Raw genomic sequence first — 25,424 nt, 5'->3', positions numbered from 1 at the left:
ACAAGAAACGTGCAGATCACCACAGGAGGCTGAATCATGCACGATGAAATCATTAATCAGGCCCGCGAAATCCTCACTCAACGGCTATACCGTACCGACACACTGGCATCACCGCAGGATACCGCGAGCTATCTGGCACTACAGCTTGGCGACCGGGAACAGGAAGTGTTCAGCGTGATATTCCTCGACAACCGGAATCACGTCCTGAACTATCAGGAAATGTTCCACGGCAGCATAGCGACAACAACGGTCTACCCCCGAGAGATAGCCCGGCAGGCGCTGAAGCTGAACGCCACAGCTGTTATCTGTTCCCATAATCACCCATCCGGTTACGCCGAGCCATCCGTTCAGGATAAAGCGATAACGTTGAACATTCAGAAAGCTATGGAGCTAATCGACGTCCGACTGGTGGATCACATCGTCGTCGGCGGCGGTCAGACAGTTTCATTCGCAGAAAGGGGCTGGCTATGAACTGGAAATCCTTACTCGTCGAAGCCTTGATAATGGCCCTGACGACCTTTGCCACCGTCTTCTTCCGGGGAATGGCAGCACGCTATACCTCAGAAGAAGATTTCCTCTAATCCTCCACTACCGCTAGACCCATACCAATAGCCCATGCCCTAAAGATCTGCCATCGCCGCAACGGTGAAATGCCGCTCTCACTCCTGTCACAAGGTTGGTTTGGCATTTTGGCAGGTTTTTGCATCCTAGCATGGTCTATTGGCAGGGTAAGGAGTCCTCATGGCTACAGTCGGCTACGCCCGCGTGTCCACCACAGGGCAAAGTCTGGATACACAACTTGCAGCCCTATCCAACTGCGAGAAAGTATTCAGGGAAAAAATCAGTGGGGCTAAGGATGACCGTCCAGAGCTACAGGCAATGCTGGAGTTTGTCCGTGAGGGTGACACGGTACAAGTTACAAAGCTCGACCGACTTGCCCGTAACACCCGCCATCTGCTGGAAGTGTCGGAATACCTTCAGGGTAAGGGTGTGGCACTGAATATCCTCAATATCGGTATCAACACAGCCACACCAACCGGAAAGCTGATGCTAACGATGATCGGAGCTATCGCCACGTTCGAGCGAGAAATGATGCTGGAGCGTCAGGCCGAGGGGATCGCTCTGGCGAAGCTCAAAGGTAAGTATAAAGGCCACAGCCCGCAGCAAATCGCAGGAAGTTATCGAGATGCTGGAGCGGGGACTAAGCAAACCCGAAATCTCCCGTCAGTTAGAGATCGGCATTACCAGCATTTACCGGATTGTACGGCAAAACCGGTCTAATTAGTTGTTTTACAAAACGAAGCTATCGTAATATTTGACAAAAACACAATAAAATCAAGGTGTTATATGAAAATTAAATCACAGGTATTTGCACTGTTAGCGTTCAGTACATTAATGCCAAGAGTACACGCGTCCCCATCACAAGACAAAGTCCAGGCAATGAACGATTTTATGAACTGTGGTGATCCGAAGAGTGATAAATGTCTCGATGCTTACCAAAGAATTCAAGACGCAGAAAAGGCTGAGAAGGAACAAGCTATACGACAAGCATCGCAATGATTCCTGAAGCATTAAGAGTGGTACGGAATAGTGGTACATTCGGAATCGAAGCGTAAAGGTAACTTACTGTTATTCGGTGATTTCATTGTCGTGGCAATGAATACTTGGTTCGATTCCGAGTCCGGGCACCACTATTCAGAAAACCCGCCCTTGAGGCGGGTTTTTGCTTTTGGGCATTCCGTTATATAGCGGGTTGCTTTGTCTGCTGATGTCCTTAGGTCTTTGTCCTGACCCCACTTCAAACCGATATTTTTTAACCTGCCAAATTTAGCTTTAGTCAACTTTTGGATATTATGCGCACCAAACCCATATTATTTATAAGGGATTATGGCAACAGGTTTTTACCTGTATCACCTGGATAAAACCACCTGCGGGGGGCGCATTCTCTCGGGTGCATCCGATGATACCTATGAGACTGGCGGCGTGATACGTCAGCAGGTCCGGGTCAGCGACCTGGTGACTTGCGGGAAGCGGTACAGATAACCTGGACACCAGCGGATGCACCGGGCAGTACAGATGCCAGTGGGTGGAACACCGGGAACCAAAGCCCGCAGGTCGGAACGGTAGCGATACCGGGGCTTGAGCATCCTGACATTCAGGGCGTGACTATCACCACCACGCCACCGCCAGAGGAAAAGGACTTCCGGGACTACATTCTGGTGTTTCCGGGCAACGTCCACCCGCCGACCTACATCTATCTCAGCAAGCCTCCTGTGGAACTGCTTGAAGTAGACTTATATAGTAACTTCATAGGTCGAGCACGAAACGGTACTCATGCTGATCACATGCCCTCAGCCGCAGCAGTACGGGCCTACTTACGACGCGAATTCCCAGACGCAAAACCGGCCGAAATTGACCGTATGGCGAAAGACGTTGCGTCCATCATAATTCCTGCTGATATTCACCAAAAACTCAGCGCCACTTATGGCGGCAGAAATAGCCCTACGCAAATACAGCAAGACTCCAGAGATTTGCGAGCAGCTGTCGAACGAGACATTGAGACCATACGCCCCGAGCTTAAAGAGCGTGGCGTAACAGATAGTCAAATCGATGAAGCCAAAGCTAAGATGCATCAATTAAATCAGGAACAGGGATTATACTAATGACCGTTAATGTCGAAGCATTGATTCGCTGCTTAGGTAAGCCGTATCAGGAAATTTTTGATGCCGGATTGATTCCCTACAAGACCAAGCCGACAGGCTATCCGGGAGATCCTGATCTAACGTTAAGCATGATGAATGAAGGTATTTACTTAGCTTTTAAGCGAGACGGTACAACGCTTTATTCTATCGAGCTTTTTTTACAGAATGAGAAGAAAACGAACTATAAATTCCCTAATGAGCTGCCATCACCACTACAACCTGAAATGGTGCGGTCTTGGGTGCATTCACAATTCGGGCCTCCTGACAGATTCTTGCCTCCCCGGAAGCGGTTACGCCAGGAGATTGGCTACACAGATTTGTTCACCGTAACGGATTTTCATATTCCTATCAGTATGCAAGTCGATTACGACTTACAGGAGCGAGCCAAAGAGGTGGCATTCTTGCTAACATCAGAACTCCGCTGGTAACAACCACACCGGCTCCTTTCGGGGCCGTTTCCAACATCTCCCGCCCTGCCCGGTAGAAGCAACATGCAGATCACCACAGGAGGCTGAATCATGCACGATGAAATCATTAATCAGGCCCGCGAAATCCTCACTCAACGGCTATACCGTACCGACACACTGGCATCACCGCAGGATACCGCGAGCTATCTGGCCCTATAGTGAAGCGCAATGCTGCTATTATCTATTCCCCTATCCACGACATCCTGACCACTGCGTCAGCAGCGCATGCAGTTTAGCCGGCTCCAGAGGTTTGCGCAGCACCAGATACCCTTCCTGCTCCGCCTCCAGCAGAACAGGCGAATTAAATTCGCCGCTGACCATCGCGCCGCTCATGTCCGGCAGACGTTCAAAAAGCGCTTTCAGGATGTCGAAGCCGCTTTCGCCGGATCGCAGGCGCTGGTCGCACAGCACGGCGAACGGGGTGAAGCCGTCGTCGATGATGGCGAACGCTTCTTCAGCGGAGGCCGCGCAGCGCACGTTGATTCCCCAAACGCTCATCAGGCTCTCCCAGGCTGACGTCACCAGCGGGTCGTCATCGACAACCAGGCAAGAACCGCGAAGCGGCGCATAGCGTACCGGCGCAGAGGCGTTGTTATCGGCGGGCGGGATGTCCGTCGCGTTCTCTTCGCCAGCATATTGAGTGAAGCGCATCCAGAAGCGTGAGCCTTTACCTTCTATGGATTGCATCCCGTACTTCACCTTCATCAGCCTGGCACAGCGGGCAACCACGGCGAGGCCCAGCCCGTGTCCGGCGCTGTCGATCTTCCAGGCCAGTTCGGGGCGGTAGTAAGGGGAGAAGATTTTACCTTTCTCGTCATCAGCGATACCGACACCTGTGTCCCACACCTCCACCAGGCACTCGTCACCGCGCGGTCGGATGGCAACCAGCACGCCGCCCTGCTGCGTGTAGCGAAGGGCGTTTTGAATCAGGTTAATCAGCGATTGTCGCACCAGCAGCGGGTCGCCCATCACGTGGATGCGGCGTTTGGGTCGACGGGTGGACAGCCTAAGTGCACGGCTGTTGGCCTCTTCGCGAAACAGCGTGATCACCGAGTCGAGCAGAGCGCCGATGTCCACTTTGGTAGGGGCAGTGAGCACTTTCCCGGATTCAATCTTGCTGAGGTCGAGCAGAGAATTGAACATCAAATGCACCGAGCGAACGCTCTGCTGCAGGTCAAGCAGCTGGGGCGTCAGGCTGTCGTCCCGGTTTCGGTGGATAATCGCTTCAATCAAAAATCCCATGGCGTGTACCGGCTGACGCAGGTCATGGCTGGCTGTCGTCAGGAACTGATTTTTATCCAGCAGCGCCTGCTCCGCTTCCTCTTTGGCCTGACGAAACTGTTCTGCCAGGCGTGAGCTTTTTTCCTCAAGCAGCGCTTGCTGAATAAAGTACGCGTGCGACGTTAACGCATGGCGGTAAATGGCGAAGCCGTACAGCAGGTTCAGCATCAGCACAATGAATATCAGCTCGTCCAGCCGCCAGATGATGCCGATATTTAACACTCCCCAGGAGGCGAAGAAAAAGCACGTAAAAGTGCTGATGACCGGCGTCAGATGCGTCGCATTGGCGGCGACGATGGCGGCAATACTGATATTAAGGAGCAGGAAAAAGTCAAAGTTCTGCGTCTGCGGAGTAATTAAATAGAGAGATGAAATCCCCAGCCCGTGAATAAAAGCGATCTTATTTATGCGCGGAAGCCAGCGGCGCAGGACGTCCTCTTCATCATGCTCTTTCACTTCGCGCTGGTAGCGTCGGTGCAATATGCGGATTGCCACGGCACATAGCAGGTAAATAATTATCCAGATAATGGTTGGGCCAAGTTCATCGCCCAGCAAATAGATCCAGATGGCAAAAGGAATACCGACAAATGGCACCGCGCTAAAGCTGAACACCAGCCGCAAAAAAGTGTTGTTTAGCAAACGGATCTGCGCGGGAGATGAGATACCATCCTTCTGTAAACTCTGGAAAAACCTCATTCTGATGATTCCCGCTTGCCATGCAGAAGCGTGATGGCTTCGACCCGGCTGTTAACGCCTATCTTTTTCAATATATTGCTGATGTGTTCTTTGACCGTGGGCTCAGAAATTGAAAGCTGCGCGGCGATTCGTTTATTTGGCAGGCCGCGCATAATCATATTTAAAACGTCTATTTGTCGCGGCGTTAAGTTAAATTTACTTAACTTCTCATTATTCGATTCAACGGGAAAATCGTTTCTCTCAGGAAACCAGGTCAGATTATCAAGGAGTGCACAAACGGCCCGTGAGAACATTTCAGGCGGTTCGCTTTTCAATACAAATCCGTGTCCCCCGGCGGCGTGAACTTTCTGCCAGATGTCATTATTGTCGTCCCCGCTGACCACCAAGAACCGTACCTGTGGGTAATGTTGTTTTACTTCTTTGAGTAATTTCAGTGCCGTTCCGGACGAAAGCCAAAAATCGATTACCAGCAAACGCGGCGGGCCATTATCCCTAATTTGACGGTAGCAATCTTCCTCATTCGTCACCACGCTCGCCTGCTTAAACTGGCAATGTGAAATCAGAAAATTAGCGATGCCGCTTGCTACCAATGGATGGTCATCAACGACCAACGCATAATTCTGCCCCAAAGGATCCTCCTTTTACCTTCGCATATCTGAGTGTACAGATGAATTATTATCTACCCACCCTACTTTAGGAGGGTTTTTTCGATTAGGAAAGGGAAATATATTATTCGCTGATTTGGGTAATTGAAAACATAAATACAATCAGTGAAATTAACTGATTGGATATCAAGGATAATTTATGAAAAAACCACTCATCTTTTTAAGCGTTACGTTGATGCTCGCCGGTTGTTCCACGCTAAAAACCGATCAGGCTATTCCACTCCTGCAGGCGGAGACCGCTAAAATGCTGGGGCTGGGCTCATCGGATGAAATAACCGTGACCAATGTTAATGGCGCCCAGCCGGACGCACTGGGAGGGCAAAAACTGTCTTATCGCGCTACGACGGAAAAAGGGCGTATTTTCGATTGCTCATCAATGATGATGCCGGGGATTTTAGGATCCGCCCCGACGCTCAGCGCACCAACCTGTACCCCTGTTGTCACGCATAAATAATTAACGGCAAATGAAAAGGCGTACATAAATAACGCCTTTTATATTTTCTGACGTATCTGAGTTTTCATAAAAACGATTTTCCAGACATCACGCTAATGAGTACGGAGATAGCCCGTGAATAACTCTACATCGCATGCTTTAGCGGTTAAGACGCCGCTTTCCAGACTTTACCTCGCTCTATTTTCCGCGCCACTGTTACTGCTTTCACCTGCCGATTTCGCGCGTGCAGCCGATGCCATTTTTGATGGCGAGGCGCGTATAACCGAAACGCTGGGTTACACCGGAGATGTTTACGTTGGACGTAATCAACCCGGAAACCTGCTGATCGATAATGGCAAAATCACCGCCTATAACATCAACATCGGTCGGCTGTTCGACGGCCAAATTTATGAAAGCGTGGTCACGGTCCGTGGGCCAAACGCTGAGCTTAACGCAGTGAACGATCAGTACGTCCTGCGCGGCGATCTGAATCTTGGCCTCGGCACCCTGCGAGTCGAAGAAGGCGCGCTGGCCAGCGCAAAAGAAATTGTTGTCGGCACCACCCGCGGCTACGACAGCCACCTTATCGCCACTGGCGCCGGCTCTCGCGTGACCAGTAATTTTCTCAGCGTAGGTACCGATCTGGGGGCACGCTCCACGCTGGCGATTGAAGACGGCGCGGCGCTCAGCACCGCCTACGATGCGCGCATCGGCAATGGTACCGGGCCGGGTGAAACCGACACGCTAAGCCCGAAAGCCACCGTCACGGGGAGCGGCTCACAGTGGAACGTTGGCCGTACATTGACGCTTTATGGCGACCTGGACGTGCTGAACGGCGGTGCGGTTAACGTTGGCGGCGTGCAGGTGGCGGGCGTCTCCGGGGCAGGTAAAACCGCCGAGCTGGTTATTGCGGGCAAAGACTCGCGCTTTACCAGCGGCAGCAGCGTGAGCGTGGGCGATTATGGCAATGGCGTGCTGTCGGTGATTGACGGCGGTTCATTTTCCGCTGGCAGCAATACGCTGATCGTGGGGACCTCGGGTTCCGGCTCGAACCGGGGTGCGCTCATTGTCGGCAGCCGCGGCAATATGGACACCGGAACAGGTTTAACTGAGCCAACGCTTGGCACAGCGGGCGGCGCGGGTACTCTTGATGCGAATACGGCAATCAGCCTGCGCGGCGGGCTGTTCGGCAGCTATGTCTACTTCAACCATACCGACGAAAATTACGTCTTTAGCAACAAGATGAGTGGCGAAGGTGAGGTGATCAATACTTCCGGGCAGACAACGCTGAATGGCGATCTTTCAGCCCTTCAGGCGAACGTGACCGCGCGCGGTGGCAAAGTCATTATCGCCAGCAACATCAACACCCAGCCAGAAGATGATATTTTTGATATTCAGACTCTTAGCGCCGAGAACGGCGGTACGCTGATCCTCAACGCGACGGCGGGATCCGACGTTAGCGACGGGCTGGGCTACAGCAGCGCCGCCTCAATCAAGGCCGGCGGAACGCTGGGAGGGAACGGCACGCTGGGCCAGACCGAGATCCTTTCCGGCGGGCATATCTCGCCAGGGGATGGTGATATCGGCACGCTGACGCTGAAACGTTATCTGAATTTTGTAGGTGACTCTTTCTATGATGTCGATATCGCCGGTGATGGCCGCAGCGACCAGCTGCTGGTCGCAGGCAAAACGACCATCAGCGATCGGGCTCAGGTACAGGTCACCGCGCTGGATCCGCAAACCAGCTATAAAACGGGCCAAAGCTACCGCATTTTAACCTCCGACGGGGGAATTGACGGTCAGTTCGCGGGGGCGGTGTCTAAATCCGCCTTCCTGGACGTGGCGCTCAACCAGAGCACCAACGCCGTCGATCTGACCATCGCGCAGAAAGAGACCGGCGGCGAGAATCCTGGAGGCGAAAACCCGGGAGGTGAAAATCCAGGAGGAGGAAACCCAGGCGGTGAGAACCCGGGCGGTGAGAACCCGGGCGGAGAAAACCCTGGCAGTGAGAATCCGGGCAGCGGCAAGCCGGGGATTTTCCAGACCGTCGCCAAAAGCAGCAACCAGTGGAATACCGCCGGCGCGCTCTCCACCCTGACGCAAAGCGGCCCGTCGCTGGCGCTGTATAACTCGCTGCTGGTACTCAGCGCGCCGGAAGCGCGCGAGGCGTTCAACCAGCTGTCCGGTGAAGTTTATCCGTCAATGCAGTCCAACCTGATCGCCGGCAGCACGCAGGTGTTTAACGTCTTAAACCAGCGTATGCAGCGCGCGTTTGATAACGACAGCCTGCCGATACCACCGTTAGCGATGTCGCTGGTGCAGCAGCCGGAGCCGCAAAACAATGGCGTCTGGGGCCAGACCTTCAGCTCCTGGAGCCGAAACGACGGCGACGGTAACGTGGGCAAGCTGGACGGCAACACCACCGGCTTCCTGCTGGGAGCAGATCGCAAGCTGGCGGATCATAACGTGCGTGTCGGCGGATACTTCGGCTACAGCCGCGGTGATTACGACGTCGACAGCCGTCGTTCCTCAACGGATACCGATAACTACCACCTTGGCCTGTATGCGGCGGGTCAACAGGATGCGTTCTCCCTTCGCGGCGCGCTGGGTTACACCTGGCACAAGATCGAAGGCGAGCGCAGCGTTGATTTCAGCGGCTTCTCGGATCGGCTGAAGTCGGATTACGACGCCAACTCGCTGCTGGCATTCACCGAAGCGGGCTACCGCTTCGGCCAGCCTGATATGAATATCGAGCCGTTCGTCAATTTATCGTACATTCGACTGCATACCGACAGCTTCAGGGAAGACGGCGGTGCCGCCGCGCTGAGCGTGCGTAACGAAACGATGAATACCTTTTACTCCACCCTCGGGGTGCGCGGTGTGACCGAGCTGCCAAAGAACGTGAACCTCTACGGTTCGTTGGGCTGGCAGCACGCCTATGGCGATAAGAATACCTCTTCGCGTATGGCGTTTGCGGGCAGCGACGCGTTCATTACTCAGGGGCAGGCCGTGGATGAGGACGTGATGGTGGGTGATATCGGCGTGAGCGTACAGCTGTCACGTGCTGCGACGCTGGATGTGGGTTATCAGGGGCAATATGGTGCGGATACCCGCGTCAACTCGGTTAACGCTAATCTGCGCTGGTCGTTCTGAATTACTTCCAGTAAAAGAACCCGCCCTTGTGGCGGGTTTTTGCTTTTAGGCTCTCAGGAATTCAGGGATCGTTCCCAACCGCATCCAGCAGTTTGTTTTTAAAGATAAACAAACACGCCTCGTTGAAGTTCTCCGCCCCCAGGCGTTCCGACAGCGCTGTCCGTTTGCGATAGAGGCTCTTCACCGACGTGTTCAGTTCATCGGCAATCGCTTCCATCGACATCCCTGCCCTCAACAACCGCAGCATGATCGCTTCGTGCGTGCCAAGCCGTAAGTTAAGCAGCCACTTGGTGGTCAGACGCCTGCCCTTCATATTGAGCACCAGGTTAAATAACGATGCCATATCCGGCGCCGTAAGCGACGTGTTCATAAACAACTTCATACTGAGTAGATTCTCCTCGCGATGTCGCATATCCAGCATAACGCAGCAGATCGTTTTTTTTGTTCTGGCCGGATGGCGTATCAGGTAATCATATAAACGGAGCGGAGAACGGCTATCAATCAACACAGAATATTCATCTGCACCGTTATCAAATATGTTTCTGTCAATCGAGTCGAGCAGGATAATATCCGGGAAAAATAGTCTCATCCCCCTGACAAGATAGCGATCCTGGGTCACTAACACTATTGAAGTTGCCACTAACCATCCCTTTTAGATTAAAGCAAGAACGCACCTTCAGAAAGAAGGCCGCCTTCGTTTTATAGCGCTGTAATATTAACGACAATATGTATTCTGGCGTTGAACATCCCTCAATACAGACATTGATGAGTAAGACTTCCTGTAGACTTTCATTCAATGGCTGGCGTTAATTATAAATAAAAAACAATCGCAGAAAAGTCACTTCGCTGAACATTAAGACTTTTTGTCATGAAACTTCCCAAACATGCACCAGAAAGTACTTTAATTGCTACAATAAAACCTCGCCAGGAATATAAACAAACTCAAAAACAGATAAATAAAACACATTAATATCAAAGAGTTACAAATACACACTCAATTCAAAATAATCACAAAAGACATCTCATTCCAGAATTATCCCAAAACTAACCCTCTGCTTTTCACCATATTTATCCGGCAACATATCAGGTGTACATTACCTTCCACCCAGTTCCCAAAGAGGAGGTTCCATAATTACCTTAAAGTAAGTACCCCATAACGTTACTGCATTCAGATTTAATGTTCTCATTTATGGCCTTTAACGCAGAGTTAAAAGGCGGCCGTGTTATGCAATGGATTCATGATAAACAAATGGCAAATAGATATGGAAAGATCGCTTCGCTTCAATACGTTATTCTTTTATCGCGCCCCAGGATTATTGTTTCTGCTATTTCTGTTCCCTGTTCTCGTTCAGGCAACGGAATCCGTTTATGAGCAACAGATTCAACAGGCACGTAACGGTAATTACACGCCGTTTCTCAATTATCTTCAGCGGTATCAGCAACAGCATGCTCTGACGCCCGAGCAAGTAGCGGACTGGTTACAGGTGGCTGCGTGGGCAGGTCGTAATGACGAGGTGATTCAGCTCTGGCAGCGCTATGGCATTTATATGCCGCTGCCCGCTCGCGGCGTTGCGGCTGTCGCGCAGGCCAGAAGAGATCAAAAAGCGTGGCAGCCTGCCTTATCACTGTGGAAAGAGGCGCGTAGCCTTGCGCCACATAATGACGATTATCGTATCGGCTATATCAAAACCCTGGCCGATGCCCGCATGGATACGCTCGCTCTGCAGGAAGCCCGCCAGCTGGTGATGGAGGATCCCTCTCCGGCGCATCTTCAGACGCTCTCGTACGTCTGGTTACGCCAGGGAAAAAGCTGGGATCGGCTTTTAGCGGACACGCGCGCGCTGACCCTTGCGCCGGAGAATAACGCGCTCCTTAGCGAGTTGATTGACGCGCTAACGGATAACCGGGTGAGTACTCCCGCGCTGATGCTGTCACAAAGGGTAACGCTGACCCCCGCGCAGCGCCGCCGTCTGGAGCTTAATGCCGCCGCAGAATGGGTTCGCCTTGCCGACGTGCCTGGCAGAACGGAAAAGGAGCGCCTGCAGCTGGCGCAAACGGCACTGAATCGTTACGACGCCCTGCTCTCACGCTGGCAACACGAACCGCAGGCAGCGGAAGACATCATCCTCGCCCGTATCGACAGGCTGGGTGCGCTGTACGCGCATGGCGATTACCCGCAGGTCATCCGTGAATATCAGGCGCTGACGGAGGCGCAGCATCCGGTGCCGGGCTGGGCCATCGGCTGGGCGATCTCCGCGTATCTGCAGGAGAAAAACGCCTCTGCCGCCTTCTCGCTGCTGCAACGCTATCCGCAATACGCCGCCGATCCGCAGGACGAGGAGCATGCGCTTTTCTACGCCTGGCTGGACACGGGGCAGTATGAGGCCGCTCGACAGTACGTAGAGCGCCAGACCCGCAGCGTTCCGTGGACCCGCTACGATTTCGGCTCGCCCACTCCGCAGCCCAACGATCGGTGGCTTACCGGGCAGTCGCTCAAATTTAACTATTTGCTCTCAACCAACGCCCTGCCGGATGCGGATAAGCTGGCGCACCGTCTGGCCACAACGGCGCCGGGCAATCAGGGGCTGCAGATTGACTATGCCACCCTGCTTCAGGCGCGGGGTCAGCCGCGCGCGGCCGAGCAAACGTTAAAAAGGGCGGAGGCGCTGGAGCCATCTAATCTGGAGCTGGAACAGCAGCAGGCTTACGTCGCCATGGATCTGCAGGAGTGGCGCCAGATGGATTTACTGGCCGACGACGTGCTTGCCCGCGCGCCCGTTGCTCGCAGCGCCAGGCGTCTGGACAGGCTCAGAACGGTGCATCACATGTCCGAGCTGCGCTTTAACGCGAGCAAGGGCTTGCACTCCGATAACCCCATCAGCGGGACGCACGACCTGAACGGGGATGCCACGCTCTATGGTCCACCGGTAGCGGATAGCTGGCGGCTGTTTGCGGGTACCCGCTATGCGCAAGGTAATTTCGATGAAGGCAAAGGCACCAGCCGTCACCTCCTGGGCGGCATCGAGTGGCGTCCTCGCGACCTTCAGCTCGAAGCCGAGGTATCCAGCAACCGCTATCACGGTGAAAACAAGCCAGGTGCTCGCCTCTCAACTACGTACTTTTTCAATGATAACTGGCAGGTCAGCGGCAGCCTTGAACGCTTATCCCGCACCGCGCCGCTACGGGCATTACGCAACGGGATTAGCGCCAACCGGGGTGAAGGCGGGATCCGCTGGCATCAAAACGAGCGCCGTGAGTACCAGTTCAGCGCCGCCGTCAGCCGCTTCTCAGACCATAATCGCCGACAGGAATACACCCTTACGGGTAAGGAGCGTCTCTGGCAGACCCCGACCCTGACGCTGGATCTTGAATCGGGGATCGCCGCCAGTAAAAACAGCCTGCGGGACACGCTCTATTACAACCCGGCGCGGGATCTGTCCGTGACGGCCGCCCTGTCCGTGGACCATGAGATGTACCGCCATTACGACACCCTCTGGAGCCAGCAGTTGGTGGCGGGAGGCGGCAGCTACTGGCAGAAAAACCAGTCCGTTGGCGCCATCGCCCTGCTGGGCTACGGGCAACGCGTCCAGTGGAATAACGTCATTGATACCGGCGTGATGCTGAACTGGGATAAACGCCCTTACGACGGCAAACGCGAGAGCAACCTCTCCGTCACGCTTGACGCGACTTTACGCTTTTAAGGATGAATATGCTGAACACACGTTTTTCCGTGAGCCTGATCCTCATCGGCTGGCTCTGCCTCAGCGCGAGCGTCTGGGCGCAGGCGATCTCGTTCGTTGCGCCCAGCGAGCGGCCGCAGCCGGAGGCGAGCAAACCCTGGCCGCAGAACCAGTTTCTGGTGCTGGCCTACCACGACGTCGAAGACGATGCCGCCGATCAGCGCTACCTCTCCGTGCGCACCAGCGCGCTAAACGAGCAGATTAGCTGGCTTCTGCACAACGGCTATCACGCCATCAGCGTGCAGGACATTCTGGACGCGCATGACGGCAAAAAATCGCTGCCGCCGAAAGCCGTTCTGCTTAGCTTTGACGACGGCTACAGCAGCTTCTACACCCGTGTCTGGCCGCTGCTTAGGGCCTGGAACGTGCCTGCGCTCTGGGCGCCGGTGGGCAGCTGGGTGGATACGCCAGCAAACCAGAAGGTGAACTTTGGCGGCCTGATGACGCCCCGGGATCGCTTCGCGACCTGGGACATGGTGCGCGAGCTCAGCCAGTCTCCGCTGGTTGAGATCGGATCGCATACCTGGGCCTCGCATTACGGCATCGTCGCCAACCCGCAGGGCAGCCGGGAACCGGCCATCGCCAACCGCTTTTATGATAAAGCGACGGGGCGCTATGAAACTGACCAGCAGTTCAGCCAGCGGATCGGCGATGACGTCCGCAAGGTGACGGAGAAAATCGCGCAGGTGACGGGCAAAGCGCCGCGCGCCTGGGTTTGGCCTTACGGTGCCGCCAGCGGTACGTCACTCGCCATCGCCAGGCAGCAGGGTTATCAGCTGGCCTTTACCCTTGAGGACGGGCTGGGGAACGTGCAGGAGCTGGGCAACATCCCCCGTTTGCTGATCGCCGGCAACCCCTCGCTCAAAGCGTTTGCCAGTTCGGTCAGCCGGGTTCAGGAGCACGATCCCGTGCGCGTGATGCACGTCGATCTCGACTACGTTTACGATCCCGATCCGGCTCAGCAGACCCAAAACATCAACAGGCTGATCCAGCGGGTCTACGACATGAAAATCAGCCACGTCTTCCTGCAGGCGTTTGCCGACCCGCAGGGCGATGGCAGGATCAGGGCGCTCTATTTCCCCAACCGCCGGCTTCCGGTCCGGGCCGACCTTTTTAACTTCGTATCCTGGCAGTTGCAAACCCGCGCGGGGGTGAAGGTCTACGCGTGGATGCCGGTGCTCTCGTTCGATCTCGATCCTGCCCTGCCGCGCGTGCAGCGCCGGGACGATCGAACCGGCCAGCTGCGCGAGGCCAATGAGCCCTACATCAGGCTTTCACCGTGGGATCCGCAGGTTCGCCTGCAGGTGACGGAAATCTATGAAGATCTGGCCCGCCATGCCAGCTTCAACGGGATCCTGTTCCATGACGATGCGGTACTGACGGACGTTGACGCTGCCGGGCAGGACACGACGCGCCAGAAAAGCCGGAGGCTTATCGGTTTTACCCGCGCTCTGAGCCAGGCGGTGAAGCACATCCGCGGCCCGCAGATAAAAACCGCGCGCAATATGTTCGTCCTTCCCATTCTGCAGCCCGAAAGCGAAGCGTGGTTTGCGCAGAATCTCGATGATTTTCTGGCGGCCTATGACTGGACGGTGCCCATGGCAATGCCGCTGATGGAGTCCGTTCCGGCGAACGAGAGCAATGCCTGGCTGACGCGTTTGATCAAGGCCGTCGCCGCGCGGCCCGGCGCGCTGGATAAAACCATTTTCGAGCTGCAGGCCAGAGACTGGGAGCAGAAGCCGCAGCGCGCCGTCTCCGACAGTCAGCTTGCGGCGTGGATGCGCGTCCTCCAGCTGAACGGCATCAAAAACTACGGCTACTACCCTGACGATTTCATCAATAACCAGCCTGATATCTCGCGCATCAGGCCCGTCTTTTCTTCCTACTGGTACCCTGACAATGACTGATCGCATAATCGCCTTTTCAATTTTGTGTCTGGTATTCGGGCTGCCGTTAGGGGTGGCCGCCCTCTTTACCGGCGAGCTGATTCTGGATTTTGTCTTCTTCTGGCCGCTGTTTATGTCCGTGCTCTGGGTCACCGGCGGCCTCTATTTCTGGTTTCAGCTTGAACGCCGCTGGTCGTGGGATAAAGACACGCCCGCCCCGACGCTCGCCGGCGAGCCGCTCATCTCAATTCTGATCCCCTGCTTCAATGAGGAAAGAAACGCCAGAGAGACCATCAGCGCCGCGCTGGCTCAGCGGTACGGGAATATTGAAGTGATCGCCATCAACGACGGCTCGTCTGATAACACCGCGCAGGTGCTGCAGCAGCTGGCGCTGGAGCAGCCGCGCCTGCGGGTGATTAACCTCGCGGAGAACCAGGGAAAAGCGGTGGCGCTCAAAGCCGGGGCGGCGGCGGCCCGGGGCGATCTGCTGGTCTGCATTGACGGCGACGCCCTGCTCGACCGCGACACCGCGGCCTATCTGGTCGCGCCGCTGATTCAGTATCCCCACGTCGGGGCGGTTACCGGGAACCCGCGCATTCGCACGCGCTCCACGCTGATTGGCCGCATTCAGGTTGGCGAGTTTTCGTCCATCATTGGGCTCATCAAGCGGACGCAGCGGATCTATGGCCGGGTCTTTACCGTCTCCGGCGTCATCGCCGCCTTTCGCCGACAGGCGCTGGCGGACGTCGGGTACTGGAGCCCGGACATGATCACCGAAGACATCGACATCAGCTGGAAGCTCCAGCTGCGCCACTGGGATATCTTTTTCGAGCCGCGGGCGCTGTGCTGGATCCTGATGCCGGAGACGCTGAAGGGCCTGTGGAAGCAGCGTCTGCGCTGGGCACAGGGCGGCGCGGAGGTATTTCTGGTGAACCTGCGCAAGATGGTGCGCTGGGAGCATCACCGCATGTGGCCCCTGTTTCTGGAGTACGCGCTGTCAACGCTGTGGGCCTTTGCGTATGCGATAACGGTGCTGCTGTACATCATCAGCCACGTCGCGCCCATTCCCGCCAGGCTGACCGTTGAAACCCTCTTTCCCCCGGCGTTTACCGGGCTGCTGCTGGGCGTGATGTGCCTGCTGCAGTTCCTGGTCAGCTTGTACATCGAGCGGCGCTATGAGCGCAAGGTGGCCAGCTCACTTTTCTGGGTGATTTGGTTTCCGATGGTCTACTGGATGATTGGTCTGTTCACCACCCTCGTCGCATTTCCAAAAGTCATGCTTAAACGTCAGCGCGCCCGCGCGCGCTGGATCAGTCCGGACAGGGGAAAAGGAAGCCTTCAATGAACGAAAATACCTTAATTTTGACTGAACATCGGTTGCTGCCACGACTTTTTGATGCCGCGTTAACCGTGGTGGCGTGGGGCGGGTTTCTGTTCTTCCTGTATGCCAGGCTGTGGATGCAGTTAACCGAGGAGAGCGACCACCGGTGGAGCGTGATTATTGCCTCCTTTAATACGGTGTTGATCTATTTGCTGTTCGCCGCGCTCAACGGCTGGCTGCTGATTTTGTGGTATCAGTACAACCGCCGCCGCGCGAACGTAAGACGACGTCAGCCGGGCTTGTTGCATCATGACGAACTTGCCCGCAGCTTTAACGTCTCACCGCAGCTCATCTCGGAGATGAGCCAGCACAACCTGCTGACGGTTTATCATGACCAGATTGGACGCATCATCGAATTGAAAACCAGCGCGCAGCAGGACGAGGAAGCGCAGTAACAAAAAGCCCCCACAGAGAATACCCTGCGGGGGCTTTTTTAGCGCAGATGCACGTTACTTATCCTTGAGTACAATCAGCGGCTCGATATCGCTCTCTTTTTTCACCACCAGCGAGTCATCGCCGCGCAGGCAGGTCCCGCCGTAATTTCCGCCCACGGTAAAGGTACAGACCTGAATGTACTTGCCGTCGACGTTCGGCAGGCACCACAGCTGCTGGTAGATGTTTTTTCGGTCAACAAACTTGCCGCTGGATTTATCCAGCAGCTCGTCCTGGGCGCTGATGAGATCGATATTGCTGCCGCAGCGTCCGGCAATCGGCTTGACGGCGTATCCGGTCTGCTTCAGTAGGTCGTTCACTTCAAAATCGGTGTCGAGCAGGTAACGGTGGTTCGGGAACAGCTGCCACAGGACCGGAAGAATCGCCTTGTTGCCGGGAATAACGGTCCACAGCGGTTCAAAGACCAGCACTTCCGGGCGCAGCAGAACATCAATCAGGCGTACCTCGCCCTCAGGATGCCCGGTGCGGATCGGCACTGCGGCGTATTCGGTTTCGCTCACCTCGCGGATCTGCTCTATCGCCGTCTCCCACGCCCAGGTTTTCCACACGCAGTTGACGTGGCGACCTTCGTCGTCAATAAGCTGCCCGGCAGCATCCCAGCTCAGGGCGCCAAGCCCGTGCAGAATTTTGGTTTCAAACCCGGCCTGCATCAGCGAGCGCTGGATAAAGAGCGCGTGATAGTCCTCTTCGACATCGTTGTCCTGCATGATGTGAACGAACGGCCGCGCGTGGCTGTGCTTCCATGCGCCGGTCAGCTCTTCCAGCAGCCCTTCCGCCGGGTTGTGCCCGCTGCCGCGATAGCCGTTTTTGACCCACTCTTCGAGGATCAACCCGCCTTCTGTGTGACAAGACGCGGAGTCGGCATTGTACTCGTAGACCTTAATCCCGCGCTCATCCATGCAGAAATCCATACGACCGGTGATCATATGGTGGCGGCGCCACTGCCAGGAAAGGCGCAGGCGCGGCCAGAGGATTTTCGGGATGTCGAACAGCGCCAGCAGATTGTCGTCTTTCAGCACCTTGTCCGTCGCGTGCAGGTACATCAGGTGCAGTTCGTTGGTGGCCTTGATCAGCTCCTGCTCGGCGCTTTCGGTGATGGTGAAATACTGGCAGGGATCTTTGTTGATCACATGGCCGTTCGCACGGATATACGCCTGCTGCAGCGCGTCATTTTCGTTCAGCCATTTTCCGTCGAACTGACGTTTGTTTTTCAGCCGCGCGCCGCGGATTTTCAGCAGTTCACCGTCCGGTTCAGGCTGGGTAATGCTGTGCTCCGTGTCGTCCGTCTGGATCATCCAGCCGAGAATTTCGGTATCGCTGAAGGTGTCATGAAGGGTATAGCAGCCATTCTCCACGGTCATGCGCAGCTCGCGCGTCCACTGCTGCCCGAGCGGCAGCGGCGAGTGAATAACGTTCTGCTCCGCAATACGCACCTTATCGTCGAGAAGCTGGGTGATCACCGCCACGTGGCCGGTCTCGTGAAACTCGCCGCCTTTTTGCCAGATCAGCAGCGCCCCGGCGCGCGGCGCGCGCTTCGAGCCATTGGCAAAAGCCTGAAGGGGCAGAATGTTATCGTTCACCACCTGGCGCAAAAAGCGCAGGGAGAAGATTTCCCACGCCATGCCGACGTCGGTAAACACGAAGCCATAGTTGAGGAACAGGAAACGGCGGGCAAACTCAACGCACTGCCACTTGTGGCCCATGTATTCGTTGCCAATATAGCTGCGAAAGTCCGCGTCTTCCGGGTAGTTACGCGGGTCCAGACTGCCGTAATTTGAAGAGTAAATCGCCACGCCACCGGGCGCATAGCCTAACAACGTCCCGAATGGCGCATCACTGCTTAACTTTCCTTTACGCATGTATCCAACCTAAAACAGGCAGGCGGCAATTTTTTATGGGTTGTCGTCGTCTGCACGTTGTAATTAACCTGACAGAGGAGCGTTTATCATACACCTGCGCGACGCGTGAATAACATTTAAAACAGCCAGCATGCCGCGAAATGCCCTGGCGCAATCTCCTGCATCGCAGGCTCCTGCGTCTGGCAAACCGGCCTGGCGTGCGGGCAGCGGCTGCAGAACTTACAGCCCGGCAGCGCGGACGTGGGGCCTGGAATGTCGCCGCGCAGGGTGGCGTCTTCGAGATTGCGGATGCGCGGATCGGGCTGGGGAACCGCCGCCAGCAGCGCGCGGGTGTAAGGGTGTGCCGGGCGCTGATACAGTTCATTCGCCGGAGCCACCTCTACCAGTTTGCCGAGATACATCACCCCAATACGGCTGGAGATATGGCGCACCATCGAGAGATCGTGGGCGATAAACAGATAGGTTAGCCCCAACTCCTGCTGCAGGTCCTGCAAAATATTCACCACCTGCGCCTGCACCGATACGTCCAGCGCCGAGAGCGGCTCATCGCACAGCACAAATTCAGGATGCACGGACAACGCGCGGGCAATACTGATGCGCTGACGCTGCCCGCCGCTGAACTCATGCGGGAACCGTTCAAGGTGTTCGTGCTTCAGCCCCACTTTGTAGAGCAGCGTTTCCGTACGTTCTCGCTGTTCTTCGCGGCTGTAGCCGTGGATCTGCATCGGTTCGGCCACCAGCTGTCGCACCGTCATACCGGGGTTGAGCGAGGAGTAAGGATCCTGAAAAATTGCCTGCATCCGCTTACGCAGCGGCTTGAGTTCTCTTTCGCGGGCGTGGGCGATTGCCTGTCCGGCAAAGTGGATCTCGCCAGAGGTAATATCGAAAAGGCGCAGTATGGCGCGCCCAAGGGTGGATTTTCCGCAGCCGGACTCCCCCACCAGGCCAAACGTCTCGCCGGGCTGGATATCAAAGCTCACGCCATCAACCGCCTTCACGGCCACGCCTTTACGCAGCAAACCGCCGTTGAGCGGATAGTGCTTGCGCAGATCGCGCACGCTCACTAATGGCGCCTGTTGTTCACTCATGCCTGAATCTCCTCGGCCCATAGCCAGCAGGCGGCGCGATGGCCCTCTCCGGCGGTGTAAAATGCGGGTTGCCGTTCACACTGGGGCATGCGCTTCGGGCAGCGTTCCGCAAATGGACAGCCCGGCGGCGGGTTAAGCAGGCCAGGCGGCGAACCTTCAATGGGCGATAAACGTTGATTCACCTCATCCGGGCGCGGCAGCGAGGCCAGCAGACCCTGGGTGTAAGGATGCGCAGGGCGATAAAAAATGTCCTCCACGCTCCCCTCCTCCATCACCAGGCCGCCGTACATCACCACCACGCGGCTGCAGACCTGCGCCACCACGCCGAGATCGTGGGTGATCAGCAAAATCGCGGTCCGGGTCTGCTGTTGCAGACTTTTCAGCAGGCGCAGGATCTGCGCCTGAATGGTCACGTCCAGCGCGGTGGTCGGCTCATCGGCAATAAGAAGCTTCGGATTGCAGGAGAGCGCAATAGCGATCATCACCCGCTGGCGCATCCCGCCGCTGAACTCGTGGGGATACTGGTCGTATCGGCGTTCCGCTTCAGCAATGCCCACCTGATCCAGCATGGCTATTGCTGCCGCTTTGGCCGCTTTTTTCGACAGTTTTTTATTTCGCACCAGGATCTCAGACATCTGCTTGCCGATAGTGAGCACCGGGTTCAGGGCGGTCATCGGATCCTGAAAAATCATCGCGATCTCGTTGCCGCGAATGGCACGCATCTGCGCGGGCGTTTTCTGCGCCAGGTCCTCATTCTGGAAGCGAATGCTGCCGCCGGTTATCCGTCCGTTGCTCCCCAGAAGCTGGATAATCGACTTACAGGTGACGCTTTTCCCGCAGCCCGACTCGCCGACGATACCGACGAGTTCCCCCGGCTGAACCTGAAAGCTCACGCCACGCACCGCCTGAACCTCGCCCTCGCGGGTGCGGAACGTGGTTTGCAGGTTCTCAAGCGCTAATAAGTTACTCATCGCGATTTGCTCCCGGCTCAAAGGCGGTACGGAACACATCGCCCAGCACGTTAAAGCTGAACACCGTCAGCAGGATCAGAATGCCGGGGAACATCGCCAGCCACGACGCTTCGCCAATATAAGACTGGGCGTTGTTAAGCATGCTTCCCCATGATGCCGCCGGTGCCTGCACGCCCAGCCCTAAGAAGCTGAGCGTAGACTCCATCAGAATGGCCGAGGCGATATTCAGCGTGGCCGCCACGATAATGGTCGGCAGCACGCCGGGAATGATGTGGCGCACGATAATACGCAGCGGATGCGCTCCCGACGCGCGGGCATAAAGCACGTACTCGCGCTCTTTCACCGATAGGGTTTCAGCACGCACCAGACGCGACATGTTCATCCACGTCAGCAGGCTGATAATCAGAATGATGTTATCCACGCCCGGCTTGAGGTAAGCATTCACCACCAGCAGCAGGAAGAAGGCCGGAATGGCCATCAGGATATCCACGGCGCGCATCATCAGGTTATCCAGCCAGCCGCCAAAATAGCCGCTCACCGTTCCTACCACCGTGCCGATAAGCGTGGAAAAGAGCATGGCAAGAAAACCGACCATCAGGGAGATCTGGCCGCCGTACAGCGCGCGGGTAAAGTAGTCGCGCCCGTATTCGTCGGTGCCGAACCAGTGCGCGGCATCCGGCGGCAACGTGCGCGCGCCGAGCGCCATCCGATCTGGATCGTACGGACTTAACCCCGCACAGAGCGCGGCGACAACGAAAATAAAAAGCACAAACAGGGAGAACTGCGCCGGACGGTTGCGGCGCAGCTGGTGACGAACCTGCTGCCAGCGTCTGCTCATCCGGTTACCTCAGCGTACGAATGCGGGGATCGGCGAAGCGATAAAGCACGTCGGCGATCAGGTTACCGACGATCAGCATTATCGACGAGAGCATGATGATCGCCATAATCAGCGGGTAGTCCAGCGAGGCGATCGACTGGATCCCGAGCAGCCCCATCCCCGGCCAGGAGAAGACGCTTTCCGTCACATAGGCCCCCACAATCAGCTCACCGAACGACAATCCGAACAGGGTGATCACCGGCAGCAGCACGTTTTTCAGCACGTGGCGGAACAGAATGCTGGAACGCGTGGCGCCGTAGGCCAGCTGGGTCTGCACGTAGTCGGCCGAGAGCTGCGAGATGGTGTTGGAGCGGATGTAGCGTACGTAGCTGGAAAGATTATAAAACGTGAGAGCAATACACGGCAGCACGCCGTGGCGCAGCAGATCCAGCGCATTATCTTCCATGCCGATGGTGCGCATCCCCATGCTGGGGAACCAGTTAAGCTGCACGGCAAAAACGGTGATGAGCAAAATGCCGAACCAGAAAATCGGTACCGAGATGCCGATATAGGCAAACAGGTTCAACAGGTGATCCAGCCAGCGGTGCTTAAATGCCCCCGCCAGCAGCCCCAGCGGGATCGCCAGCACGATAGCCATCAGCAGCGACGCCCCCATCAGCCCCAGCGTGGCCGGAATGCGTTCGCCGATCATCTCCAGCACCGGGCGGTGGTAAATCAACGAATAGCCGAGATCGCCCTGCAGGACGCTTTTCAGCCACAAGACGTACTGCGTGACCAGCGGCTTATCCAGTCCCAGGCTCTGGCGAATGCGCTCAATATCTTCCGGCGCCATACGCGGCGTGATGTACGCGGCCACGGGGTCGCCGGGCGCGAGCTTGACCAGCAAAAACGCCACCAGCGAAATAAAGAAAAGCATCGGCAGCAGCTGCAGCAGCCGACGCGTGAGGAGTGTGTTCACGACGTGCCCTTAAAAGGCCCCGATCTTACGACCGGGGCAACAGCCTATTTTTGATAAATTTTTGACAGATCCTGGAACAGATAAACCGGCTTCGGCTCCGCTTCCTTCGTGCCGCCGAAGCGTTTATCCACGGCGACGGTCGCATTGGTGTAGGCGATCGGGTAGTAGGTCATCTCGTTCGCCACGGTCTGCTGAATTTGCTTGTAGATATCGGCACGTTTCGCGGCGTCGGTTTCCACCGCACCTTTATCCCACAGGGCATCAAACTGCGGATTTTTGTAGTGCGCGTAGTTATAGGCTTCGTTGCTCATGAACAGCGATTTGTAACCGTCCGGCTCTGATCCCATAATGTAGCCGCCCAGGTTCAGTTCCCACGCGGTGTTGTTCATATCAAGACTGCGCTGAGACATGGCGTTGGAGTCCAGCGGCATCAGCTCCACGTTCACCCCAATGCCCTTCAGCGCCTGCTGAATGTAGAGCGCCATGCTTTCCTGGGTTTTGTTGGTGTTCACATACGCCAGGCGCAGCTTGAGATTATCCGGCGCGCCGGACGTCTTCAGCAGGTCTTTGGCTTTTTGCAGATCGAATTTGTACTGTTCAACGTCATCCGTCTTGTAAAGCGTATCTGGCGTCAGGAACGAGGTTGCCGGTTTAGCGTAGTCCAGCGAGGTAAACGCGGTCTGGGTTAGCTCGTCTTTGTTGATGGCGTACGCGATGGCCTGACGCAGCGCTTTGCTCTTCATCACCGCCACGTTCTGGTTGAACGTCATATAGGCCAGACGGCCTTCCGGATAGACCACGAAGTCAAATTTCCCGGTATTTTTCAGGCGGTTCACATCCTGCGGGTCAACCATCTTGAGGTTGATTTCACCGTTTTGCAGCGCCAGGTTGGCGGCGTTGCTGTCTTTGGCGAAACGGTAGGTGACGGAATCAAGCTTCGGTTTGCCGTTCCAGTAATCGTCGAAGCGCGTAAGGGCGTAATACTGACCGGCGCGATACTCTTTAAATTTGAACGGCCCGGAACCGACCGGCGCATCGTTTTTGGTGCTCTTTTCCAGGTCGCCTTCACCGGCGAACACGTGCTGCGGGATCGGGTAGATCTGCACCAGGGTGCCGGTAAAGGCCGCGCTGACCTGCGGTAAGGTGAACTTAACGGTGCGCTCATCAATCTTGCTCACTTCAACAGGCTTGCCGCCGTAGGTAAACATGCTGCGGAAGAAGCTGTGCTGTTTGGCATCCAGCAGCTTATTGAAGGTGAAGACCACGTCGTCCGCCGTCAGCGGCTGGCCGTCCTGCCATTTCAGGTTCGGTTTTAACGTCAGAGTGTAGCTCAGGTTGTCGGCAGAAGGCGTCAAGCTTTCCGCCAGGCCCCACTCAATGTTGCCGTTATTAAAGCTGTACAGCGGGGCATAAAGCGCCTGCATGATGGTTAATGTTGTGCGGTCGCTGGCGTAGAGCGGATTAACGGCTAACGGGTCGCCGGAGGTAATCCCGATAATGAGCGAACCGCCCTCTTTTGGCGCGTCGCTTTTTGCCGCCGCGGCCGAATTTGTCTCTTTATTTTTCGCATCATCACAGCCCGCCTGGCCTAACGCGAGCGAAACGACCACTGCCGATAACAGAAGCTTGCGCATCTCACTAACTCCTTGCCTTATAAAGTGTTTATTACTGCATCTTTTATTTATGTTGAAGCATCATATTCAGCTTTAGTGGTTTACGCATTAATTATGAAAATGCGATTTTCGATTAAGCTTATGCCGGATTTGATATATATAAGCAGCAGAAGGAATAGCGGTTAATTGCTTGCGCTCACAACGTTAAACGCTTCACAAATCTCCTGCTACACTGCCTCAACACATCACTAAAAAGGCAGGCCAACATGTCAGACAACACGTATCAGCCACCCAAAGTATGGGAATGGAAAAAGAACGGCGGCGGCGCGTTCGCCAACATCAACCGTCCAATTTCCGGCGCAACGCATGAGAAGGATTTGCCCGTAGGCTCTCACCCGCTGCAGCTCTACTCACTGGGCACACCGAACGGCCAGAAGGTGACGATCATGCTCGAAGAGCTATTGGCACTGGGCGTGACGGGCGCGGAATACGATGCGTGGTTGATCCGCATCGGCGAGGGCGACCAGTTCTCCAGCGGGTTTGTCGACGTGAACCCGAACTCGAAAATACCGGCGCTGCGTGACCACTCCACGAACCCGCCAACGCGCGTCTTTGAATCCGGCAATATCCTGCTTTACCTGGCAGAGAAATTCGGTCACTTCCTGCCGAAAGATCCGGCGGGACGCACCGAGACGCTGAACTGGCTGTTTTGGCTCCAGGGCGCGGCACCGTTCCTCGGCGGCGGCTTTGGCCACTTCTACAACTATGCGCCGGTAAAAATCGAGTACGCGATTGACCGCTTCACCATGGAAGCCAAGCGCCTGTTCGACGTGCTGGATAAACAGCTGGCGCGCGGTCGCTACGTGGCGGGTGAGGAGTACACCATCGCGGATATGGCGATTTGGCCTTGGTTCGGCTGCGTGGCGCTGGGCAGCGTCTATAACGCCGCCGAGTTCCTGGACGCGGAGAAGTACACTAACGTCCAGCGCTGGGCGAAGGACGTGGCGAACCGCCATGCGGTTAAGCGCGGTCGCATCGTTAACCGCACCAGCGGCGAGCTGAACGAGCAGCTCCACGAACGCCACGCGGCGAGCGACTTCGATACCAATACGGAAGACAAGCGTCAGGCGTAACGTTCCGCCGGGCGGCTCCCCGCCCGGCAGCCGCGATCCTTGCCCAGGGCATGATTAGCCTAAAGGTTGAGTGGCTATTGCTGGCACTATCTGGACGTTTTTCTCAC

20 protein-coding genes and 1 pseudogene are annotated in these 25,424 nt (G+C 56.0%); 12 read left to right on the top strand and 9 right to left on the bottom strand.

Going from position 1 to position 25,424, the window contains the following annotated elements; all coding sequences use genetic code 11:
- Positions 1–36 precede the first annotated feature (36 nt).
- The 5 genes and pseudogenes from radC to A6013_RS05955 all read left to right on the top strand — a co-directional run bounded on the left by radC (position 37) and on the right by A6013_RS05955 (position 3,130).
- Positions 37–471 (top strand): DNA repair protein RadC, encoded by a 435-nt coding sequence (radC, locus tag A6013_RS05975; RefSeq protein ID WP_083264070.1) that lies wholly within the window; start codon positions 37–39, stop codon positions 469–471.
- Positions 472–741: 270 nt separating this feature from the next.
- A pseudogene (locus A6013_RS27820) lies at positions 742–1,086 on the top strand (recombinase family protein); the annotation flags it as partial.
- Between the two features lie 100 nt (positions 1,087–1,186).
- The gene (locus A6013_RS27815) at positions 1,187–1,285 is read left to right on the top strand and encodes a hypothetical protein (protein WP_306345506.1); all 99 of its coding nucleotides are present in this window, start codon (positions 1,187–1,189) and stop codon (positions 1,283–1,285) included.
- A gap of 736 nt (positions 1,286–2,021) precedes the next feature.
- Positions 2,022–2,663, top strand: a complete 642-nt coding sequence (locus A6013_RS05960) for an S-type pyocin domain-containing protein (RefSeq protein WP_069732709.1) — start codon at positions 2,022–2,024, stop codon at positions 2,661–2,663.
- On the top strand, positions 2,663–3,130 hold the full coding sequence (locus A6013_RS05955) for a DUF6392 family protein (protein ID WP_063943102.1): 468 nt from the start codon (positions 2,663–2,665) through the stop codon (positions 3,128–3,130). Before A6013_RS05960 ends, A6013_RS05955 begins: the two co-directional genes overlap by 1 nt.
- Positions 3,131–3,358: 228 nt before the next feature.
- On the opposite strand, the gene A6013_RS05950 is transcribed toward A6013_RS05955, so the two are convergent.
- Complete coding sequence (locus A6013_RS05950; RefSeq protein WP_069732708.1) at positions 3,359–5,146, bottom strand: hybrid sensor histidine kinase/response regulator; 1,788 nt, start codon at positions 5,144–5,146, stop codon at positions 3,359–3,361.
- Positions 5,143–5,775 (bottom strand): response regulator transcription factor, encoded by a 633-nt coding sequence (locus tag A6013_RS05945; protein WP_028014393.1) that lies wholly within the window; start codon positions 5,773–5,775, stop codon positions 5,143–5,145. Before A6013_RS05945 ends, A6013_RS05950 begins: the two co-directional genes overlap by 4 nt.
- A 175-nt stretch (positions 5,776–5,950) precedes the next feature.
- Here A6013_RS05945 and A6013_RS05940 point away from each other — a divergent pair, with 175 nt between their 5' ends.
- Together A6013_RS05940 and A6013_RS05935 are read left to right on the top strand one after the other, a co-directional pair.
- Entirely contained in the window at positions 5,951–6,265 is a 315-nt protein-coding gene (locus A6013_RS05940) for a lipoprotein (protein ID WP_028014394.1), read from the top strand.
- A gap of 114 nt (positions 6,266–6,379) precedes the next feature.
- Positions 6,380–9,397 (top strand): autotransporter domain-containing protein, encoded by a 3,018-nt coding sequence (locus tag A6013_RS05935; protein ID WP_069732707.1) that lies wholly within the window; start codon positions 6,380–6,382, stop codon positions 9,395–9,397.
- Between the two features lie 61 nt (positions 9,398–9,458).
- Here the strand turns inward: A6013_RS05935 and A6013_RS05930 are convergent, their stop codons facing one another.
- The gene (locus A6013_RS05930) at positions 9,459–9,986 is read right to left on the bottom strand and encodes a helix-turn-helix domain-containing protein (protein ID WP_045260784.1); all 528 of its coding nucleotides are present in this window, start codon (positions 9,984–9,986) and stop codon (positions 9,459–9,461) included.
- 673 nt (positions 9,987–10,659) lie between these two features.
- On the opposite strand from A6013_RS05930, the gene pgaA reads away from it, so the two are divergent.
- Genes pgaA through pgaD form a run of 4 tightly spaced genes read left to right on the top strand, consistent with a single transcriptional unit; the run spans position 10,660 to position 16,799 of the window.
- Positions 10,660–13,098: a poly-beta-1,6 N-acetyl-D-glucosamine export porin PgaA gene (gene pgaA, locus A6013_RS05925; protein ID WP_069732706.1), complete on the top strand. Its 2,439-nt coding sequence runs from the start codon at positions 10,660–10,662 to the stop codon at positions 13,096–13,098.
- Positions 13,099–13,106: 8 nt separating this feature from the next.
- Complete coding sequence (gene pgaB, locus A6013_RS05920) at positions 13,107–15,044, top strand: poly-beta-1,6-N-acetyl-D-glucosamine N-deacetylase PgaB (protein WP_069732705.1); 1,938 nt, start codon at positions 13,107–13,109, stop codon at positions 15,042–15,044.
- The gene (gene pgaC / locus A6013_RS05915) at positions 15,037–16,368 is read left to right on the top strand and encodes a poly-beta-1,6-N-acetyl-D-glucosamine synthase (protein WP_069732704.1); all 1,332 of its coding nucleotides are present in this window, start codon (positions 15,037–15,039) and stop codon (positions 16,366–16,368) included. The genes pgaB and pgaC overlap by 8 nt, the downstream gene beginning before the upstream one ends.
- Positions 16,365–16,799, top strand: coding sequence for a poly-beta-1,6-N-acetyl-D-glucosamine biosynthesis protein PgaD (gene pgaD / locus A6013_RS05910; protein WP_045260787.1), 435 nt, complete (start codon positions 16,365–16,367; stop codon positions 16,797–16,799). The genes pgaC and pgaD overlap by 4 nt, the downstream gene beginning before the upstream one ends.
- A gap of 54 nt (positions 16,800–16,853) precedes the next feature.
- Here pgaD and gss read toward each other — a convergent pair whose 3' ends face one another.
- The 6 genes from gss to A6013_RS05880 form a co-directional block, all read right to left on the bottom strand.
- The gene (gene gss / locus A6013_RS05905) at positions 16,854–18,716 is read right to left on the bottom strand and encodes a bifunctional glutathionylspermidine amidase/synthase (RefSeq protein ID WP_069732703.1); all 1,863 of its coding nucleotides are present in this window, start codon (positions 18,714–18,716) and stop codon (positions 16,854–16,856) included.
- Between the two features lie 116 nt (positions 18,717–18,832).
- A complete protein-coding gene (locus A6013_RS05900) occupies positions 18,833–19,804 on the bottom strand; it encodes an ABC transporter ATP-binding protein (protein WP_069732702.1) in 972 nt (323 codons plus the stop codon).
- Complete coding sequence (locus A6013_RS05895) at positions 19,801–20,775, bottom strand: ABC transporter ATP-binding protein (RefSeq protein ID WP_069732701.1); 975 nt, start codon at positions 20,773–20,775, stop codon at positions 19,801–19,803. The genes A6013_RS05900 and A6013_RS05895 overlap by 4 nt, the downstream gene beginning before the upstream one ends.
- The gene (locus A6013_RS05890; protein WP_028014404.1) at positions 20,768–21,613 is read right to left on the bottom strand and encodes an ABC transporter permease; all 846 of its coding nucleotides are present in this window, start codon (positions 21,611–21,613) and stop codon (positions 20,768–20,770) included. The genes A6013_RS05895 and A6013_RS05890 overlap by 8 nt, the downstream gene beginning before the upstream one ends.
- 4 nt (positions 21,614–21,617) lie before the next feature.
- A complete protein-coding gene (locus A6013_RS05885) occupies positions 21,618–22,571 on the bottom strand; it encodes an ABC transporter permease (RefSeq protein WP_028014405.1) in 954 nt (317 codons plus the stop codon).
- A 44-nt stretch (positions 22,572–22,615) separates the two neighbouring features.
- Positions 22,616–24,205 carry an ABC transporter substrate-binding protein gene (locus A6013_RS05880; protein ID WP_069732700.1) on the bottom strand — a complete coding sequence of 530 codons (1,590 nt, stop codon included), beginning with the start codon at positions 24,203–24,205 and terminating at the stop codon, positions 22,616–22,618.
- Positions 24,206–24,450: 245 nt separating this feature from the next.
- On the opposite strand from A6013_RS05880, the gene yghU reads away from it, so the two are divergent.
- Entirely contained in the window at positions 24,451–25,317 is an 867-nt protein-coding gene (gene yghU, locus A6013_RS05875) for a glutathione-dependent disulfide-bond oxidoreductase (protein WP_028014407.1), read from the top strand.
- Positions 25,318–25,424 lie beyond the last annotated feature (107 nt).

This window comes from Enterobacter sp. IF2SW-B1 (assembly GCF_001743375.1).
GTDB lineage: Bacteria > Pseudomonadota > Gammaproteobacteria > Enterobacterales > Enterobacteriaceae > Enterobacter > Enterobacter bugandensis.
Note: the sequence above shows the minus strand (reverse complement) of the source record. Positions and strands in the feature narration are given on the sequence as shown.